Annotated in this window: 13 protein-coding genes, 1 tRNA gene and 1 pseudogene; 9 read left to right on the top strand and 6 right to left on the bottom strand. The window is 65.6% G+C overall.

Going from position 1 to position 16850, the window contains the following annotated elements; translation table 11 throughout:
* Nucleotides 1-22 precede the first annotated feature (22 nt).
* Together thrS and ACM9LZ_RS11200 are read right to left on the bottom strand one after the other, a co-directional pair.
* Nucleotides 23-2014 (bottom strand): threonine--tRNA ligase, encoded by a 1992-nt coding sequence (gene thrS / locus ACM9LZ_RS11205; RefSeq protein WP_416619541.1) that lies wholly within the window; start codon nucleotides 2012-2014, stop codon nucleotides 23-25.
* 175 nt (nucleotides 2015-2189) lie between these two features.
* Nucleotides 2190-3206 (bottom strand): porin, encoded by a 1017-nt coding sequence (locus ACM9LZ_RS11200; protein ID WP_416619540.1) that lies wholly within the window; start codon nucleotides 3204-3206, stop codon nucleotides 2190-2192.
* A gap of 135 nt (nucleotides 3207-3341) precedes the next feature.
* Here ACM9LZ_RS11200 and ACM9LZ_RS11195 point away from each other — a divergent pair, with 135 nt between their 5' ends.
* The 4 genes and pseudogenes from ACM9LZ_RS11195 to catB all read left to right on the top strand — a co-directional run.
* Nucleotides 3342-4049, top strand: a complete 708-nt coding sequence (locus ACM9LZ_RS11195; RefSeq protein ID WP_416619538.1) for a YggS family pyridoxal phosphate-dependent enzyme — start codon at nucleotides 3342-3344, stop codon at nucleotides 4047-4049.
* The gene (locus ACM9LZ_RS11190; RefSeq protein WP_416619537.1) at nucleotides 4042-4650 is read left to right on the top strand and encodes a DUF4269 domain-containing protein; all 609 of its coding nucleotides are present in this window, start codon (nucleotides 4042-4044) and stop codon (nucleotides 4648-4650) included. Before ACM9LZ_RS11195 ends, ACM9LZ_RS11190 begins: the two co-directional genes overlap by 8 nt.
* A gap of 55 nt (nucleotides 4651-4705) precedes the next feature.
* Nucleotides 4706-4796 (top strand) — tRNA-Ser (locus ACM9LZ_RS11185).
* Nucleotides 4797-5147: 351 nt separating this feature from the next.
* Nucleotides 5148-5759, top strand: a pseudogene (gene catB, locus ACM9LZ_RS11180) (type B chloramphenicol O-acetyltransferase); the annotation flags it as partial.
* A 429-nt stretch (nucleotides 5760-6188) separates the two neighbouring features.
* On the opposite strand, the gene ACM9LZ_RS11175 reads toward catB, so the two are convergent.
* Nucleotides 6189-6677 carry a MarR family winged helix-turn-helix transcriptional regulator gene (locus ACM9LZ_RS11175; protein ID WP_416619535.1) on the bottom strand — a complete coding sequence of 163 codons (489 nt, stop codon included), beginning with the start codon at nucleotides 6675-6677 and terminating at the stop codon, nucleotides 6189-6191.
* 181 nt (nucleotides 6678-6858) lie between these two features.
* Between ACM9LZ_RS11175 and ACM9LZ_RS11170 the strand changes: the two genes are divergently transcribed.
* The 5 genes from ACM9LZ_RS11170 (at nucleotide 6859) to ACM9LZ_RS11150 (ending at nucleotide 14192) form a co-directional block, all read left to right on the top strand.
* Entirely contained in the window at nucleotides 6859-8241 is a 1383-nt protein-coding gene (locus ACM9LZ_RS11170) for an acyclic terpene utilization AtuA family protein (RefSeq protein ID WP_416619534.1), read from the top strand.
* A 10-nt stretch (nucleotides 8242-8251) separates the two neighbouring features.
* Nucleotides 8252-8566 carry a DUF4387 domain-containing protein gene (locus ACM9LZ_RS11165; protein WP_416619532.1) on the top strand — a complete coding sequence of 105 codons (315 nt, stop codon included), beginning with the start codon at nucleotides 8252-8254 and terminating at the stop codon, nucleotides 8564-8566.
* 395 nt (nucleotides 8567-8961) lie between these two features.
* Nucleotides 8962-10578: a peptide ABC transporter substrate-binding protein gene (locus ACM9LZ_RS11160; protein WP_416619530.1), complete on the top strand. Its 1617-nt coding sequence runs from the start codon at nucleotides 8962-8964 to the stop codon at nucleotides 10576-10578.
* A 122-nt stretch (nucleotides 10579-10700) separates the two neighbouring features.
* Nucleotides 10701-12311 carry a peptide ABC transporter substrate-binding protein gene (locus tag ACM9LZ_RS11155; RefSeq protein WP_416619527.1) on the top strand — a complete coding sequence of 537 codons (1611 nt, stop codon included), beginning with the start codon at nucleotides 10701-10703 and terminating at the stop codon, nucleotides 12309-12311.
* 285 nt (nucleotides 12312-12596) lie between these two features.
* Nucleotides 12597-14192, top strand: coding sequence for a peptide ABC transporter substrate-binding protein (locus tag ACM9LZ_RS11150; RefSeq protein ID WP_416619525.1), 1596 nt, complete (start codon nucleotides 12597-12599; stop codon nucleotides 14190-14192).
* Between the two features lie 22 nt (nucleotides 14193-14214).
* On the opposite strand, the gene ACM9LZ_RS11145 is transcribed toward ACM9LZ_RS11150, so the two are convergent.
* The 3 genes from ACM9LZ_RS11145 to ACM9LZ_RS11135 are packed head-to-tail and all read right to left on the bottom strand — an operon-like array spanning nucleotide 14215 to nucleotide 16835.
* The gene (locus ACM9LZ_RS11145; protein ID WP_416619523.1) at nucleotides 14215-15402 is read right to left on the bottom strand and encodes a CaiB/BaiF CoA transferase family protein; all 1188 of its coding nucleotides are present in this window, start codon (nucleotides 15400-15402) and stop codon (nucleotides 14215-14217) included.
* A gap of 25 nt (nucleotides 15403-15427) precedes the next feature.
* A complete protein-coding gene (proC, locus tag ACM9LZ_RS11140; RefSeq protein ID WP_416619521.1) occupies nucleotides 15428-16213 on the bottom strand; it encodes a pyrroline-5-carboxylate reductase in 786 nt (261 codons plus the stop codon).
* On the bottom strand, nucleotides 16206-16835 hold the full coding sequence (locus ACM9LZ_RS11135) for an FMN-binding negative transcriptional regulator (protein WP_416619519.1): 630 nt from the start codon (nucleotides 16833-16835) through the stop codon (nucleotides 16206-16208). Before ACM9LZ_RS11135 ends, proC begins: the two co-directional genes overlap by 8 nt.
* Between the last annotated feature and the right edge of the window lie 15 nt (nucleotides 16836-16850).

The following is a 16850-nucleotide window of genomic DNA, read 5'->3' as shown; positions in this document are numbered from 1 at the left end:
CGTTACACTTGTTGTTCGTTACTCAGAATGCGGAATCGGTGGATGACGCATCCGCCGGGGGGCGCGCCTCAGCCGACAGATTAGCAATGGCGGCGTCCAGGGCAAGGATTTCCTGCGCATTGGAGCCCAGACGACGCATGGCGACCGTTCCCTGCTCCGCCTCGCGGGCACCCACGACCAGCATGACCGGCACCTTCTGGAGCGAATGTTCGCGGACCTTCAGGTTGATCTTCTCGTTCCGGATGTCCAGCTCCACCCGCAGGCCGGCCTTGCGCAGGGCGGCCGCCACCTTCCCGGCATAGGCATCCGCGTCGGACACGATGGTCGCCACGGTCACCTGGGTCGGGGCCAGCCACAGCGGGAACTTGCCGGCATAATGCTCGATCATCATGCCGATGAAACGTTCCAGGCTGCCCAGGATGGCCCGGTGCAGCATGACAGGCCGGTGGCGTGCGCCGTCCTGGCCGATATAGCTGGCATCCAGACGCTCGGGAAGCTGGAAGTCGAGCTGAAGGGTGCCGCACTGCCAGGACCGGCCGATGGCGTCGGTCAGGTGGAACTCCACCTTGGGGCCATAGAAGGCGCCCTCGCCGGGCAGTTCCTCGAACTCCAGGTCGTTGGCGCGCAGGGCCACCCGCAACCCTTCCTCCGCCTTGTCCCAGGTGGCGTCGTCGCCCAGCCGCTCATCGGGGCGCAGGGCCAGCTTCACGGCGATCTTCTCGAATCCGAGATCCTTGTAGACGCCGAGCTGGAGGGCGAAATATTCCTTCGCCTCCTCGCCCACCTGATCCTCGGTGCAGAAGATATGCGCGTCGTCCTGGGTGAAGTTGCGCACGCGCAGGATGCCGTGCAGCGCGCCCGACGGCTCGTTGCGGTGGCAATTGCCAAACTCGGCCATGCGCAGCGGCAGGTCGCGGTAGCTTTTCAGGCCCTGACGGAAAATCTGCACATGGGCCGGGCAGTTCATGGGCTTCACGCCCAGGAACTTCTCGACCCCGTCCTCGGTCACCGATTCGCGGACCTTGAACATGTTGTCGCCATACAGGTCCCAATGGCCTGACGCCTTGAACAGGCTGCTGTCATAGAGCTGCGGGGTGCGCACCTCCACATAGCCGGCGGTGACCAGCTTGGCGCGGATATAATTCTCAAGGCTCCGGTAAAGCGCCCAGCCCTTGGGGTGCCAGAAGACGGAACCCGTCGCCTCCTCCTGCACATGGAAAAGGTCCATCTCGCGGCCCAGCTTGCGATGGTCGCGCTTCTCCGCTTCCTCGATCTGGTGCAGATGCTCGGCCAGTTCCTTCTCGGTCCGCCAGGCGGTGCCGTAGATGCGCTGGAGCATGGCGTTCTTGGCATCGCCGCGCCAATAGGCGCCAGCCACCTTCATCAGCTTGAAGGCATGGCCGACCCGGCCCGTGCTGGGCAGGTGGGGGCCGCGACACAGGTCGTACCACTTGCCCTGGCGATAGATGGTGATCGTCTCGCTGGCCGGCAGGTCCTGGATGATCTGGGCCTTGTACTTCTCGCCGATCGACTTGAAATGCTCGATGGCTTCCGTGCGGTCCCACTCCTCGCGCGTGAAGGGGCGGTTCTCGTCCACGATCTCGTGCATGCGCTTCTCGATCTTCACCAGATCGTCGGGCGTGAACGGCGTGTCGCGGGCAAAATCGTAATAGAAGCCCGTGGCGATGGCCGGGCCGATCGTCACCTGCGTGCCGGGATAAAGCTCCTGCACGGCTTCGGCCATGATGTGGGCGGCGTCGTGCCGGATCAGGTCCAGCGCGTCATCCGCATTCTTGTCCGTGACGATCTCCAGGCGGCAATCGCGGGCCAGCGGCAGGGCCAGGTCCCGGACCTCCCCGTCGATCTTCACGGCCAGGGCGGCCTTGGCCAGCGACTTGGCGATGGAGGCGGCCACGTCGGCCCCGGTAGTGCCCGGCGCATAGGTCCGCACGCTGCCGTCGGGCAGCGTAATGGCAACCTGGGCGCTGGAAACGGGCACTTCGGCCGAAGACATGGGCTTTCCCCTGGAAAGACGGTGGTGAAAACAGGATGGAACCGGACTTTTGACCGCTCGGCACCGGCCGGTCAAGCGCGGGAGATGGGTGAATTTCACATGGAAGGCAAGGGTTTCGGGGGGGACGCCCCCGAAATGTGCGCTTCGGGGGCCGGTTGCAGCCCCGCCGCGGGGCTTAGAATCGCGCCTCGACCCCCAGCGTGCCGGACCAGCCGCGACGGCCGCCATCATAGCGCACGGTATCCAGGGACAGCCGCGTATCGCCGGCCACCCGCCAGGACAGCCCGGCGCCATAGGCGTCGTAGTCGCGGCTGACATCCAGGTCCACGCCCTGCCACCAGAGCGCCAGCCCATAAGGCCCGTTCTCGTAACTGCCCATGAAGGTCGTGCTGGTGGCATCATCACCCTTCAGGCGGCCGCTGTCGCCGTCATCCACCCAGACCAGCCCGGCCGCGAAGCCGCCATAATATATCTGACCCGCCAGCTTCAGGCTTTCCGTGTCGCCCAGCGCCGGGTTGCGGCTGTCGGCCATGGCATAGCCGGCCGCAAGATCATAGGAGACGGGACCCCAGTCCCCCTCATAATTCGCGCCGAATTCCCACAGCCCCCGATCGACGGGACCCGGAGTATGCCGCGCGATATCCTCCACCAGGCTGTCACGCTTCCAGGCATAGGACACGCCAACCCGCAGCCCCATGACACGCGGCGTCTCATAAAGGATCTTCGTGGCATCGTCGCTGTCGCGGCCCAGATGCGTCAGCGGTGGGGCGATGGCCGCGATCTCGGTCCAAAGGCCATCCATCTGGCCGCCCGCCAGCAGCGGCAGCACATCGACCGCGCGCTTGGCGGCACCGTCCTCATCCCCCACGCGCAGCCGGCCCCAGGCGGAATCCAGCGTCACGAACAGTTCGTTCACCGTGAACTGGTTGTCGCGCCCCGGCCGGTCCAGGCTTTTCTGATAATCGCCGGAGCCCAGCGTCGCCGTCAGCGACAGGCCCAGCCCGCTGTCCGTCGTCAGCTTCCCTTCGCCCGTCACGGCATAGGCACCGTAGGCATTGTGCCCGTCCCCGGACCGCACCAGCGCCCCCTGGACAACCCCGCGCCAGTCGAAATCGGTCGTCGCCGCATCGGCCGGCAGGGCGGCCAGAAATGGCGACAGGGCAAGCGACAGGCGGCGGGCGAGACGGGTCAAGGCAGCCATCCTTGGCAATGACGGAGGATTGACGGGGCGGACAGGAAGGGCTTTACGTGCGTCATGGGGCGAAAACAAGGCCGAAAGACCCTGTTTTCTCCCCTGCCCGCTTACCATGCGCAGGTCCCGCCAACCATGACCGAATCCGTCAGCGATGTCGCCGCCAACCTGGCCGCCATCAAGGCCCGCATCGATGCCGCCGCGGCAGAGGCCGGCCGGCCGCCGGGTGCTGCCCGCCTGATCGCCGTTTCCAAGGTGCAACCGGTGGAAAAACTGGAAGCCGCCCTGGCCGCCGGTCACCGCCTGTTCGGGGAAAACCGGGTGCAGGAGGCCAAGGCCAAGTTCCCCGCAGCCCGCGACCGGTATCCCGACATCGAACTGCACCTGATCGGGCCGCTGCAGACCAACAAGGTGAAGGAGGCCGTGGCCCTGTTCGACGTGATCCAGACGCTGGACCGGCCCAAGCTGGCCGCCGCCCTGGCCGCGGAAGGGCGCAGGCAGGGCCGCCTGCCCCGCCTGTTCGTGGAGGTCAATACTGGCAGCGAGCCGCAGAAGGCCGGCATCGCCCCCGACGGCCTGGCCGGTTTCCTGGCCGAATGCCGTGATATCCATGGGCTGGCGGTGGAAGGGCTGATGTGCATCCCCCCGGCGGAGGCGGACCCCGCCCCCCATTTCGACCTGCTGGCCCGGCTGGCCGCCCGCCATGGGCTGGGCGCGGTTTCCATGGGCATGAGCGGGGATTACGAACAGGCGGTGCGGGCGGGCGCCACCTTCGTGCGCGTCGGCACCGCCATTTTCGGCGAACGGCTGAAGCCGGACGCCGCCAGCCAGGCCGATGGCTGAACCGCCGCCAGCCGCTCCGGCCGACCTGGGCGACTGGACGACGCTCGCCACGGGCAGCGCCGACCAGCGCCGGGCCCATGCCGTGCTGGCCCGCCATCGGCCCTTCGACCGGCTGGACGGGTTCGATACCGGGTTGGCCGGCACCTTCCCGCTGGACATTGCCGTGCCCGGATCGGACCTGGACATCCTGGTCCATGCCCCCGACCCCGCCGGCCTCGCCCCCCTTGTGGATGCCGCCTTCGGAGGGCAGGCACTGTACGCGCGCCGCCTGATCATGGCCGCCGACGGCCCGGCCCTGGTCGCCGGCTTCCTGCTGGACGGCCTGCCCTTGGAAATCTTCGCACAGGGCCAGCCAGTGGCACGGCAGGCAGGCTGGCGCCACATGCTGGTGGAAGCCCGCCTGCTGGCACTGGCGCCCGGCCTGCGCGGGGAAATCCGGGCCCTGAAGGCGGCGGGCATGAAGACCGAACCCGCCTTCTGCCACCTGCTGGGCCTGACCGGCGACCCCTATGCGGCATTGGCGAGCCTGGAAAACCTCGATAATACAGCACTTTACGGGATACTCGCCCATCGCCGCCCCGCCATGCACGGGGAAGGGTGAATTAAAAGCTTGCGGGATCGATCCGACCTCATTATGTTCCGCCGCCATCCAGTGCGGAGGGGTGGCCGAGTGGTTGAAGGCGCTCGCCTGGAAAGCGGGTATACGTCAAAAGCGTATCGTGAGTTCGAATCTCATCCCCTCCGCCATTTTCTCGCTAAGTCGCGCGACAGCGTGATGCGGCCGGCGATGATCCCAGGGCTCCCCTACACCGGGAAATAACCGACAAGTCGCGTTTTGGACCTGTCTGGCTTTGGACTGCCGGTCCTTGCAGGGTTGTCCTGGCCCAACACCGGCCAGTGGCCTTCCCTTGCATTTCAGTGGCGATGTCCCCATGATGGGTCCATGAAAGAGGCGGACAGTACCACCTGAACCCGCTTCCGCGTCTGCACGCAGGAAGCCGCCATGCTGGCCCGATCCATCGGCCCGCCAGCACCGGTCATGTGCGCGCCCGCATGTGACATGACTGCCAATATGGCAATCATTTCAGTGGTATATCCATGCACAATTTCTTTAAAAGCCCCTTCAGGGGCATCACCCTTGACCGGCAGGTCAGGCACCCGAACATCATTGTTGGCCGGTACAGCTATTATTCCGGCTATTACCATGGCCACAGCTTCGACGATTGCGCGCGATATCTGCTGCCCGACGATGGGGCGGACAAACTGATCATCGGCAGCTTTTGTTCGATCGGATCGGGTGCGGCGTTCATCATGGCGGGCAACCAGGGGCACCGTCACGACTGGATCAGCACCTTTCCCTTCTTCTGGATGCCCGAAGACCCGGCCTTTGCCGGTGCGGCGAACGGGTTCCAACCCGCGGGCGACACAGTGGTCGGCCATGATGTGTGGATCGGGACCGAAGCGGTCATCATGCCGGGTGTCACGATCGGCAATGGTGCGGTGATCGGGACCCGGGCCGTGATCAGCCGGGACGTGGAACCATACGCGATCGTTGGCGGAAACCCCGCGAAGGTGATCCGGAAACGCTTCGCCGAGGCGGACATCGACATGCTCCAGGAAATGAGATGGTGGGACTGGACCGACGCCCAGTTGAGCAAGGCGATGCCGATCCTGACCAGTGGCGACATCCGGGGCCTTCACGCCCATTGGCACGCCCATTGGCACGCCCATTGGCACGCCCATCAGAAGGAAACCGGCCAGAACCTGGATTATACAGGTCCCGGTGAGTAGTACTCACCGGGGGTGGGGTGGCGACGGCCCCGGCGTGCCGCTTGGCGCGTCGCCGAGCCCACGGAAGGGGCCGCTGGCGATTGAGAACCGACATATAATACCAACTTGCGATGAGTAGAACTCAACGCAAGTTGGTCCGGCGGCGACTGCCGCCGCGCCGCTCGTGCGGCGTCGCCCGCGCCAACGAATGTTGGCGCCGGCAATTGAGGGCGGTGACCAGAACCAATAGGTTCTGGTCACCGCAAAATAGTATAAGCCCGGTGATCTATGGGGATCACCGGGAAACGGCATCAGCCACTGCCGGCAGGACCTCCGCCCGCGCTCGCCCCGAAGCGGGCAGGCGGGATGCTATAGCGGTTCCGACTCCAGGCCCCGCCGCATGCGGTCCAGCAGGTCGACCAGCAATTGCCGCTCCGCCATGTCCAGATGGACGACCCCCAGCTGCGCCACATGGTGGCGTTCCTGCTGGCTGCGCAACCTGATCTCCTGTCCCCTGGCCGTCAACACCAGTTGCTGGCGCCGCCGGTTGGAGCCGGCCTGCATCTCGATCAGGTTCTGATTGCGCAGGTTTGCGATGATCTTCGCAACCTGGCCCTTGTCCCGCCTGAAATAAGCAGCGATCTCCGACTGCACACAACCCGGGTGCCGTCCAATATAGTCCAGTATCCGGCCCGCCATATAGACCATGTCCGGCGCCGCGTTGGAATAAGCACGGGCGAGGCGCGCCTGATAAAGCCGCCGGATCAAGTGAATCTGCTCGGCAACCGCCTCCGCATATTCCACCGCGGTCGGCAGCGGGTGTTCTTCACTGTCGCGATCAAGGGATTCGGTCTTCATGACGCAAGGTTAGCAGTGCCAAACCGCAGGCGCAATCCGGCTGTGCCGGCGGTCAGCGCCCCGGGTGGCAACCCCAATTGAGTTGACAATATCAACTCAACATGCAAGCCTATGGATGGTTGACATTGTCAACTCAATTGGGGGTCTGCTTCCAATTGGCCCTGGAGAGAGGAAGGCCACGATGGGTCGAAACTTCGAGTCCGTGAAAATCTATGTGCCGCAGGGCTCACTGGGCACCGGCGCATTCGCCGAAGAGGTGGAATACGCCATGGCCTGGGGTCCGCATGCGATGGCGCTGGACGCCGGGTCGACGGATGCCGGGGCGGCCTATCTGGCCAAGGGGATCAGCAAGAACGACCGGGGCTCGGTCAAGCGCGACCTTGGCATGCTGATGGAAGCGCAGCAGAAGGCCGGCATCCCGCTGCTGATCGGCACGGCCGCCCAGGCCGGCGGCGACCTGAACGTTGACTGGACACGTGACATCGCCCTGGAAATCGCGCGGGAGAAGGGGCTGACGCCGACGATCGCACTGCTTTATTCCGAACAGCCGGCGGCCGTGATCAAGCAGAAACTGGCACAGGGAAAGGTCGGCAACCTGCCGCCGCTGGGAGATCTGGACGAGGCGACGCTGGACAAGTGCCTGCACATCGTGGCGCTGATGGGGCCGGAGCCCTATCATGCGGCACTGGACGCCGGTGCCGACATCATCATCGGCGGCCGCACGTCCGACCCCGCCGTGATCGCCGCCTTCGCCCTGTGGAAGGGCGCGCCGGCCGGCCCGTCCTGGCATGCGGGCAAGATCGCCGAATGCGGCGGCCAGGTGACCTCGGCCAACAGTGGCCAGCGCGGCCTGCTGATCGAGATCCACAAGGACGGGTTCGATGCCGAACCGGCCTCCCCGCGCCTGACGACATCCGTCGAGAGCATTTCCGCCCACCTGCTGTATGAGAACAAGAGCCCCTGGATCCTGACCGAACCCGGCGGCGAGCTGGACGTGACGGGCTGCGCGTACCACCAGATTTCCGCCACCAAGGTCCGTGTGACCGGCTCCGTCTGGCGGCCCAAGCCCTATACGATGAAGATCGAGGGCGCGACCGGCGACAAGTACCAGACCATCCTGCTGGTCGGGATCGCCGACCCCAAGGTGCTGGCCGAGCCGGAAGTCTTCCATGACCACATGCTTCTGCGGCTGACCGACCGTGTCCAGGCCGCGCTCAATCTCGACCCGGGCGCGTTCGACATCTCGCTGCGCATGTACGGGTATAACGGCCTCACCGGCTTCAAGCCCGGCGGCCCGCCGCCCAAGGAGATCGGCCTGATGGGGGTCTTCACCGCCGCCACGCAGGAGCTGGCGCATGAGATCGCCAAGGCCTGCAACCCCTATTTCTTCCACATGCCGGTTCGCCTGAACGATCCGCTGCCCAGCTATGGCTGGGCCTTCACGCCCGGAGAGATCGACCGCGGCCCCGTGTACGAGTTCGTGCTGAACCATGTGGTCAGCGTCGATGATCCGCTGGAACTGGTCCGCATGACGATCATCACCGACATCAACGCGCCGAACTGAGGGCAACCCCATGGCTACCAAACTCAAGGACGTCTGCCATTACATCCGCTCCAAGGTCGCCGGGCCCTTCTGGGTGACGATCGACCTGATGTTCGATTCCAAGGAGAGCTTCGAGAAATACAGCAACGACCCCGCCTTGAGCGCGACGTCCATCGCCGGAGTTTACCGGATCGACCCGGCCAGCGTGTCGCACTATCCGGTGCCGAACCTGAACGTGCTGAAGATATCCTATCCACGGCGCGGATCGCAGGGCGGCGTGGAGGAACGGGACCTGCATTCCGGCCAGCAATATGTCTATATCCTGGACCTGGAACTGGCGGGCTGACACTATTTTGCTGTGATCAGAACCAATTGGTTCTGATCACAGCCCTCAATCGCCGGCGCCAACATTCGTTGGCTCGGGCGACACCGCACGAGCGGTGCTGTGGTGGTCGCCGCCGTACCAGGTTGCGATGAGTTCTGCTTATCGCAACCTGGTATGACATAGGGCCCCGGATGCGGGGCGCCGGATGCCGGGTGGCTGCGGATCGGTTCCATGACCGGTCCGCAGCCACCACCCGCTTCGTTGCGCGGGTGCAAGGGCTTGGCCGCCATGGCGCTTTTCCAACCGGATAATCGGCCCCAAGGGCTTTTTTGCTGCCGCAAACCCTGGACTCCGGGCGCCGCAGGCCGCACATAAGCGGTGGGGGTAATGAACCGATACATCTGGAGTTGGTGACAATGCGTTTTGCGCGTCGTTTCGCGCCGGCCGCCCTGGCGGCTTTCGCCACCTTTTCACTGGCCTTCACCGCCACCGTCGCCCCGGCGGCCGCGGAGATGGTCCTGAACCGCGGCAATCAGGCGGAGCCAACCTCGCTCGACCCGCACAAGGGCACCGATGTCCAGTCGGCCCGCATCGGCTATGACCTTTACGAAGGATTGCTGACCTTCGGCCCCGATGGCGAGGTCGTGCCGGGTGCTGCGGAGAAATGGGCGATCAGCGACGACGGGCTGACCTATACCTTCACACTGCGTGCCGATGGCAGATGGTCCGACGGCACGCCCGTGACGGCGGACGATTTCGTCTTTTCCTGGCGGCGTCTGGTCGACCCCCGGACCGCATCCGACTACGCCTATTTCCTGTGGCCCGTGAAGAATGGCGAGGCCATCAGCAACGGGCAGAAGGAGCCCGGCACGCTGGGGGTCGAGGCGGTGGACGCCCGCACCCTGAAGGTGACGCTGGAACGGCCCACCGGCTATTTCCTGGGCTCGCTGGTCCACCGCATGACCTACCCCATCTCCAAGGCCAATGCGGAGAAGTTCGGCAGCAATTTCCTGCGGCCGGGCAATCTGGTCTCCAACGGGGCGTACCAGTTGGTGGAGTACCGGCCGCAGGCCTATGTCAAGGCCGTCAAGAACCCGCATTTCCGCGAGGCGGCCTCCGTCAAGATCGACACGGTGATCTTCCATCACACCGACAGCCCGGAAACCGAGCTGCGCCGGTTCCGCGCCGGTGAACTGGACATCGTGCAGATGGCGCCCGTGACGCAGATCGACTGGCTGCGCCAGAACATGCCCGACGCGATGCGCTTCTATCCGGTGCTGGGCACGCAATATGCCGCCGTCAACATGACCAAGGAGCCGCTGGCCTCCAACCCCGCGCTGCGCCGCGCCCTGTCACTGGCCGTGGACCGGGACATCATCGTGGAGCGCATCACGAAGTCGGGTGACATCCCGGCCTTCACGCTGACCGCCCCGGGCGTGAAGGGCTATACGCTGCCGGTCGCCAACATGTCGGACACCACGCAGGCCGCCCGCGACGCGGAGGCCAGGCGGCTGCTGGCCGAGGCCGGGTATGGCCCCGGTGGCAAGCCGCTGGTGGTGGAGATCCTTCACAACACCAGTGAGAGCACGCGCAAGATCGCCGTGGCGGTCGCCTCGATGTGGCAGCAGAAGCTGGGAGCCCGCGTCACGCTGAACAACCAGGAATGGAAGGTGCTGCTGCAGAATGCCGGCGAGAAATCCTATGCCAATACGGTCATGCTGGGCTGGATCGCCGACTTCGCCGACCCTTACACCTTCCTGAAGCTGTTCCTGTCGGACGTGGGCAAGATGAACCGGGCCGGCTATGCCAGCGCGGAATATGATGCCAAGCTGGCGGAAGCCAACCTGTCCACCGACCCCGCCCGGCGCATGGCCCTTCTGGCCGAGGCGGAAGCCATCATGCTGGCCGATGCGCCCATGATCCCGATTTTCCACCAGGCCTATCGCAACCTGGTCAGCCCGCGGGTGAAGGGCTGGCTGGAAAGCCCGATGGGCGTACAGCCCACGCGCTATCTGGAAGTAACGGGCAAATAACGGACAAAAGGCGCGGCCCCCAGTCAAGAAGGGGCCGGAACCCGGCAACGGGCCGGAAACAGGCCCGGACCAGGGTGGAAGAGCAACCCATACACGAGAACGAAAACAGGAGAAAATCGGGCATGTCATCATTCTGGAAATCCGTTCGCGGCCTGACCGCCGCCGCGGCGCTTGTGGTCGCCGGGCTGGGCGTGGCGGCCGCCCCGGCGCAGGCACAGAAGGTCCTGCATCGCGGCAACGGCGCCGAGCCGGAAACGCTGGACCCCGCCAAATCCAGCGGCGTGCCTGAAAGCTGGATCCAGTATGATCTGTTCGACGGCCTGCTGGTCCCCGACGGCAAGGGCAATTTCATTCCCGGTGCCGCGGAGCGCTGGGACGTCAGCGCCGATGCCCGCGTCTATACCTTCCATCTGCGCCGCGATGCCAAATGGTCGGACGGCACGCCCGTGACGGCGCATGACTGGGTTTTCTCATGGCGCCGCGTCGTGGACCCCAAGACGGCCGCCGACTACGCCTATTTCCTGTGGCCCGTGAAAGGCGCGCAGGACGTCACCTTCGGGCGCAAGCCGCCGGAAGCGCTGGCCGTGCGCGCCGTGGACGACCACACGTTCGAGGTGACGCTGGAAACGCCCACGCCCTATTTCCTGTCCATGCTGCACCACCATGCCACCTACGCCATTTCCAGGGCGAATGTGGAGAAGTTCGGGAACGATTTCATCAAGGCGGGAAACCTGGTCACCAACGGCGCCTACATGCTGGACCAGGCTGTGCCGCAAAGCCATATCCGGCTGGTGAAGAACCCCCACCATTACGCCGCGGCCACCACCCCGATCGATACGGTCATCTTCTATCCCACGGAAAACCAGGAAGCCGAGCTGAAGCGCTATCGCGCCGGCGAGCTGCACGTGACCTATGAACTGCCGGTGACACAGATGCAGTGGCTGCGGCAGAACCTGCCCAGCGAACTGCGCATGGCGCCCTATTTCGGCACCTACTTCTACGCCCCGAACCTGACCCGGGAACCGTGGAAGTCGGACAAGGACCTGCGGCTGGCCCTGAACCTGGCGATCGACCGTGACATCATCGTGGAAAGGATCAACCAGCGCGGTGAAATTCCGGCCTACAGTTTCGTGCCGCCGAACACCACGAACTATACCCAGCAAATCCCCGACTATGCCAACTGGACGCAGGCACAGCGCGATGCCAAGGCCAAGGAGCTGATCGCCGCGGCCGGCTATGGCCCCGGCGGCAAGCCGCTGGCCATCGAAATCCTGTACAACACCCAGGAAAACCATCGCAAGGTGGCCATCGCCGTCGCCTCCATGTGGCAGCAGAAGCTGGGCGTGCGTGTGACGCTGAACAACCAGGAATGGAAGGTGTTCCTGAGCACCCGCGACGAAAAGCAGTTCAAGGACGTGACCCGTCACGGCTGGATCGGCGATTACAATGACGCCAACAATTTCCTGGAACTGGTTCGCGGCGACATCGGCAAACAGAACCCGTCGGCCTTCGCCGACCCGCAATATGACCTGCTGATGTCCGAGGCGAACACAACGACGGATGTGGCCCGGCGCGCCGACCTTCTCCAGCAGGCCGAACGGCTGATGCTGGAGGAAGTGGCCGTGTTCCCCATCCATTTCTACAGCTCCCGGCATATGGTCAGCCCCAAGGTCGTGGGCTGGACCGACAACCTGATGGACCTGCATCCGTCCCGCTTCCTGGACCTGAAGTAACAACCGCCCTTATACTATTTTGCAGTGATCAGAACCTATTGGTTCTGATCACTGCCCTCAATCGCCGGCGGACCAACTTGCGATGAGTTCTACTCATCGCAAGTTGGTATTAGTTCCCCACCCTGGCCGGGATGGGTCATCGGGCGCATTCCAACCCCAGTCCCCTGGCCAACCCCAGTCCCCTGGCCAACCCCCGGTCCCCTGGGCCGGGGGTTTTTCATTGCCCGGCACGGACTGGCCATTATCCTTGGGGGCAGGATCACATGAATCTGAAAGGTTGGGCGCGTGCGGCACCTGCTGGTCAAATTCCTGTCCGTTCTGCTGGCCCTGTCCTGGCTTGGCGTCGCGGCGACCCCCGCGGAAACGGCACTTCACCGGGGCAACGGGTCGGAGCCGGAAACGCTGGACCCGCACAAATCGACGGGTGAGGCCGAAAGCTGGATCGAGATGGACCTGTTCGAGGGGCTGGTGACGGCCGATGCGCAGGGCCAGGTCATCCCCGGCGCGGCCCTGGCCTGGACCATCAGCCCCGACCGGCTGACCTGCACGTTCACGCTGCGGCCCGACGGCAAATGGTCCGACGGCACGCCCGTGACGGCGGGGGATTTCGTTTTCTCCTGGCGCCGGCTGGTGTCGCCGGACACGCGATCACGCTATGCCTTCTTCCTGTGGCCCGTGAAGAATGCGGAAGCCATCTCCAAGGGCCGGATGCCCGCCACCGCCCTGGGCGCGGAAGCGGTCGACGACCTGACCCTGCGCGTGACGCTGGAGGCGCCGACCTCCTATTTCATCGCGTCGCTGCAGCATCACGCCACCTATGCCGTGTCACAGGCCAACGTGAAGCGGTTCGGCGATGATTTCATCAGGCCGGGCAATCTCGTCTCCAACGGCGCCTTCATGCTGGCCGAAGCCGTGCCCCAGGGCCATGTGAAGCTGGTGCGCAACCCGCATTTCCACGCGGCCGGTGACGTGGCACTCGACGCCGTCTATTTCTACCCGACCGAAAACCGGGATGCCGAACTGAAACGGTTCCGGGCCGGCGAACTGGACATCACCTATGACATACCGGACGGGCAGATCGCCTGGACACGGCAGAACATGCCCGGACAGATGCGGCTGGCCCCGTTCTTCTCCACCTACTGGTTCGTCTATAACCTGCGCAACGAGCCGTGGAAATCCTCCCCCCAGTTGCGCGCCGCCCTGTCCATGGCCATCGACCGGCAATTGATCGTGGACAAGATCACCCAGGCGGGCGAGATCGCGGCCTATACCGTGACGCCGCCCGGAACGGACAATTACAAGGCCCCCCTGCCCGACTGGGCCAGCCTGACCCAGGCCGAACGCGACGACCGCGCCCGCGCCCTGCTGGCGGAGGCCGGGTACGGCCCTGGTGGCCGCCCGCTGGAGGTGGAGCTTCTGTACAACACGTCGGAGAACCACCGGAAGATCGCCATCGCCATCGACAGCATGTGGCGGCAGAAGCTGGGCGTGCGCGCCCGGCTGGTGAACCAGGAATGGAAGGTGCTGCTTCAGAACCGGGCGGAGGGGCGGTTCCGTGACGTGGTGCGCGGCGGCTGGATCGGGGATTACAACGACGCCTACAGCTTCCTGTCCCTGTTCCTGTCCGACGTGAAGGGCCAGAACCATGCCGGCTACGCCAGTCCCGACTTTGACCGGCTGGTCAAGGCCGCCGCATCGGAGATCGACCCCCGCGCCCGCCGTTCCCTGATGGAACGGGCCGAGGCACAGTTGCTGGCCGACCATGTCGTCATCCCGGTCTATGTGCATGTCACCACGCACATGGTGTCCGACCGGGTGCGGGGCTGGCATGACAATGTCCGCAACCTGCACCTGTCACGCTATCTGTCGGTGGAACGATAGCGGCCGCGTCCGGTCACCGGCTTCAAGCGGCGCCGGCATCCGATGGCCGGGCCAGGGGCGCGTCAGCGTCCGTCAGGCCCAGTTCGGCCATTATCTCCGCCCGGTCACCGTCCAGCACGGGCGGCGGTCGGTCGGGCAGCACCTGTGCGGTATCGCTGGCAAAGGGCGGTGCGGCATACATCAGCCCGCCTTCGACCGGATGGGTCATGGTGCGGAAATGGCCCGTGCCGGCCAGATGCGGTTCCGCCGGCAAATCCTCCAGCCGGTTGACGGGCGCGCAGGGAATATCCGCCGCGCGCAGCAGATCCAGCCATTCCGCCGCCGTTCGCGACGGTGCAGCCTGGGCGATCACTTCATAAAGCCGGTCGATCTGCCGCGACCGCTCCTCGTCATTGGTGATGGCAGACGAGGCCGCCAGGTCCGCCTGCCCGATCAGCCGCAGGAAGCGCTGCCACTGCGCCGCCGTGTAGGGCATGATGGCGACATGGCCGTCGCGCGTGCGATAGGGACGCCGTCCCGGCGCGTTCAGCCGGGCATAGCCCCGGTCGGGCAGCGGCGGCACGAAGCTCTGCCCGGAAAGCTGTTCGATCATCAGGAAGGAGGCCATGGCCTCGTACATCGGCGTTTCGATGTGGCAGCCCTGGCCCGTCCGCGCGCGCGACGCCACGCCGGCAGCGATGGCGAAGGCCAGGTGCAGCCCCGCCACCTTGTCGCACATCACGGTGCGCACGAAGCGCGGCTCCCCCTGTGCATCGGCATTCAGCCAGGCCAGTCCGGAGGCGGCCTGGATGCAATCATCATAGGCCGGCTCGTCACCATAAAGCCCCCGGCCGAAGCCGCGGGCCGAGCAATAGACGATATCCGGCTTCAGCGCGCGGATGGCGGCATGGTCCAGGCCCAGCTTGCGGGCGCCATTCTCCCGCATATTGTGGACGAAGACATCCGCCGTGGCGACCAGCCTGTCCAGGATGCGCTTGTCATCGGCCCGCGTCAGGTCCAGCGCGATGGACCGCTTGTTGCGGTTCAGGTTCAGGAACCCCGCGCCATCACCGCCGGGGCGCCCCGGCCGCGCGGCACGGAACACGTCGCCGGCCCTGGTCTCCACCTTGATGACATCGGCCCCCATGTCGGCGACCAGTTGCGTGGCATAGGGGCCGAGCACGACCGTGCTCAGGTCGATGACGCGCAGCCCCTTCAACAGATCGAACATCGCCTGCTTCCCGTTTCCCGTCTGCTCACCGCGGCTGGGACAATTCCCGCGACCGCCGGGCCGCCGCGCGCACCACCTGTCCCGCCAGGGCGTCGATGGCCCCGTCGGCCTCCATCACGGCCAGCCCGGCGGCCGTTGTCCCGCCGGGGCTGGTGACCTGCCGGCGCAGCTCAACCAGCGGCACGCCGTCCACCTCGGCCAGCCGGGCGGCCCCGATGAAGGTCTGCCGCGCCAGCCGCGTGGCGGTCTCCGCGTCAAGCCCCCGCTCCATGCCCGCCTGGATCAGCGCCTCGGCAAAGCGGTAGAAATAGGCAGGACCACTGCCGGACAGGGCCGTGACGGCATCCAGGTCCCCCTCATCCTCCAGCCACAGCACCTGTCCCGTGGCTTCCAGCGTCCGCGTGACGGCGGCACGCTGCCGCGCTGTCACGGCGGGGGATGCCACGGCGGCCGTGATGCCGCAGCCGATGGCGGCCGGCGTGTTGGGCATGGCGCGCACCAGGGCGGCCCCCGTCCCCGCCGCCGCCGACAGCCGTTCCAGCGTGATGCCGGCCATGATGGACAGGATCACGCTGCCCGGCCCGGCCAGCGAAGCCAGCGCCGGGGCGATCGCATCGAAACCCTGAGGCTTCACGGCCAGGACCACGACCGCGCATGCGCCGGCGCCCGACAGGCTTTCCAGCCTTTCCACCCCAGCCGGCAGGTGGTCGGCATGGGGGTCGAAGGCCAGCACCCGGCAGGCCGGTGCCAAGGCCTGCGCGATGGCCCCGCCCATGCGGCCGCAGCCGATCATCAGGATGGTGTCACTCATCGTTCCCATCCCCCAGCCGGTCCGGATTGAAACGGCGCATCCAATCCGCCAGGCCACCATCGGGCAGGCCACCATCGGGCAGGGTGGAAAGGATGTTGCGCAACGTGTCCGGGCGCTCATCCTGGCCCAGCTTGAATTTTGCCTTCTGCCGCGTGACGCGCGCCCGGAACCCCACGATATGCGGGATCAGCAGGTCATAGCGCGGCCCCAGTTCAGCGGCACGCCAGGGCTGCGGCCGGTCACGCTCCACCTGATCGATCAGCATGTCCAGGGCGGCGGGCGTCAGGGCGGGATCGACCGTGATATCGGCCCAGACGCGCAGTTGCACATAGTTCCAGGTCGGCCCCCAGTCACGCCGCCCCGCCTGCGAGGGGGAGATATAATCGTCCGGCCCCTTGAACAGGATGACGGCCCGTGGATCGGTGGCAAAGACCGCGGCCAGCGGGTTGGACCGGGCGAAATGGCCGATCAGTTCGATCAGACCCCCCCCGGCATCATAAACACCCACCAGCGGCAGCAGGCTTGCCTCCTCCCCGTCCGGGCTGGACACCCAGGCCAGGGGATATTGCTCGATCAACCGGCGGACATCGTCCGCCCCATAGGTTTCAAAAACGCTGCCCATCGTGCCGTTTACCCG

The sequence above is a fragment of the Niveispirillum fermenti genome (genome assembly GCF_048066175.1).
Lineage (GTDB): Bacteria > Pseudomonadota > Alphaproteobacteria > Azospirillales > Azospirillaceae > Niveispirillum > Niveispirillum fermenti.
The sequence above is the reverse complement of the archived record's forward strand: the minus strand, read 5'-3'. Positions and strand labels throughout refer to the sequence as shown.

Bases quoted from the DNA above. Each gene is read 5' to 3' on its own strand.
- ACM9LZ_RS11170 (WP_416619534.1), top strand. From the start codon at position 6,859: ATGGGTCGAAACTTCGAGTCCGTGAAAATCTATGTGCCGCAGGGCTCA.
- ACM9LZ_RS11155 (WP_416619527.1), top strand. From the start codon at position 10,701: ATGTCATCATTCTGGAAATCCGTTCGCGGCCTGACCGCCGCCGCGGCG.
- ACM9LZ_RS11160 (WP_416619530.1), top strand. From the start codon at position 8,962: ATGCGTTTTGCGCGTCGTTTCGCGCCGGCCGCCCTGGCGGCTTTCGCC.
- ACM9LZ_RS11135 (WP_416619519.1), bottom strand. From the start codon at position 16,835: ATGGGCAGCGTTTTTGAAACCTATGGGGCGGACGATGTCCGCCGGTTG.
- thrS (WP_416619541.1), bottom strand. From the start codon at position 2,014: ATGTCTTCGGCCGAAGTGCCCGTTTCCAGCGCCCAGGTTGCCATTACG.
- ACM9LZ_RS11195 (WP_416619538.1), top strand. From the start codon at position 3,342: ATGACCGAATCCGTCAGCGATGTCGCCGCCAACCTGGCCGCCATCAAG.
- ACM9LZ_RS11165 (WP_416619532.1), top strand. From the start codon at position 8,252: ATGGCTACCAAACTCAAGGACGTCTGCCATTACATCCGCTCCAAGGTC.
- proC (WP_416619521.1), bottom strand. From the start codon at position 16,213: ATGAGTGACACCATCCTGATGATCGGCTGCGGCCGCATGGGCGGGGCC.
- ACM9LZ_RS11145 (WP_416619523.1), bottom strand. From the start codon at position 15,402: ATGTTCGATCTGTTGAAGGGGCTGCGCGTCATCGACCTGAGCACGGTC.
- ACM9LZ_RS11190 (WP_416619537.1), top strand. From the start codon at position 4,042: ATGGCTGAACCGCCGCCAGCCGCTCCGGCCGACCTGGGCGACTGGACG.
- ACM9LZ_RS11175 (WP_416619535.1), bottom strand. From the start codon at position 6,677: ATGAAGACCGAATCCCTTGATCGCGACAGTGAAGAACACCCGCTGCCG.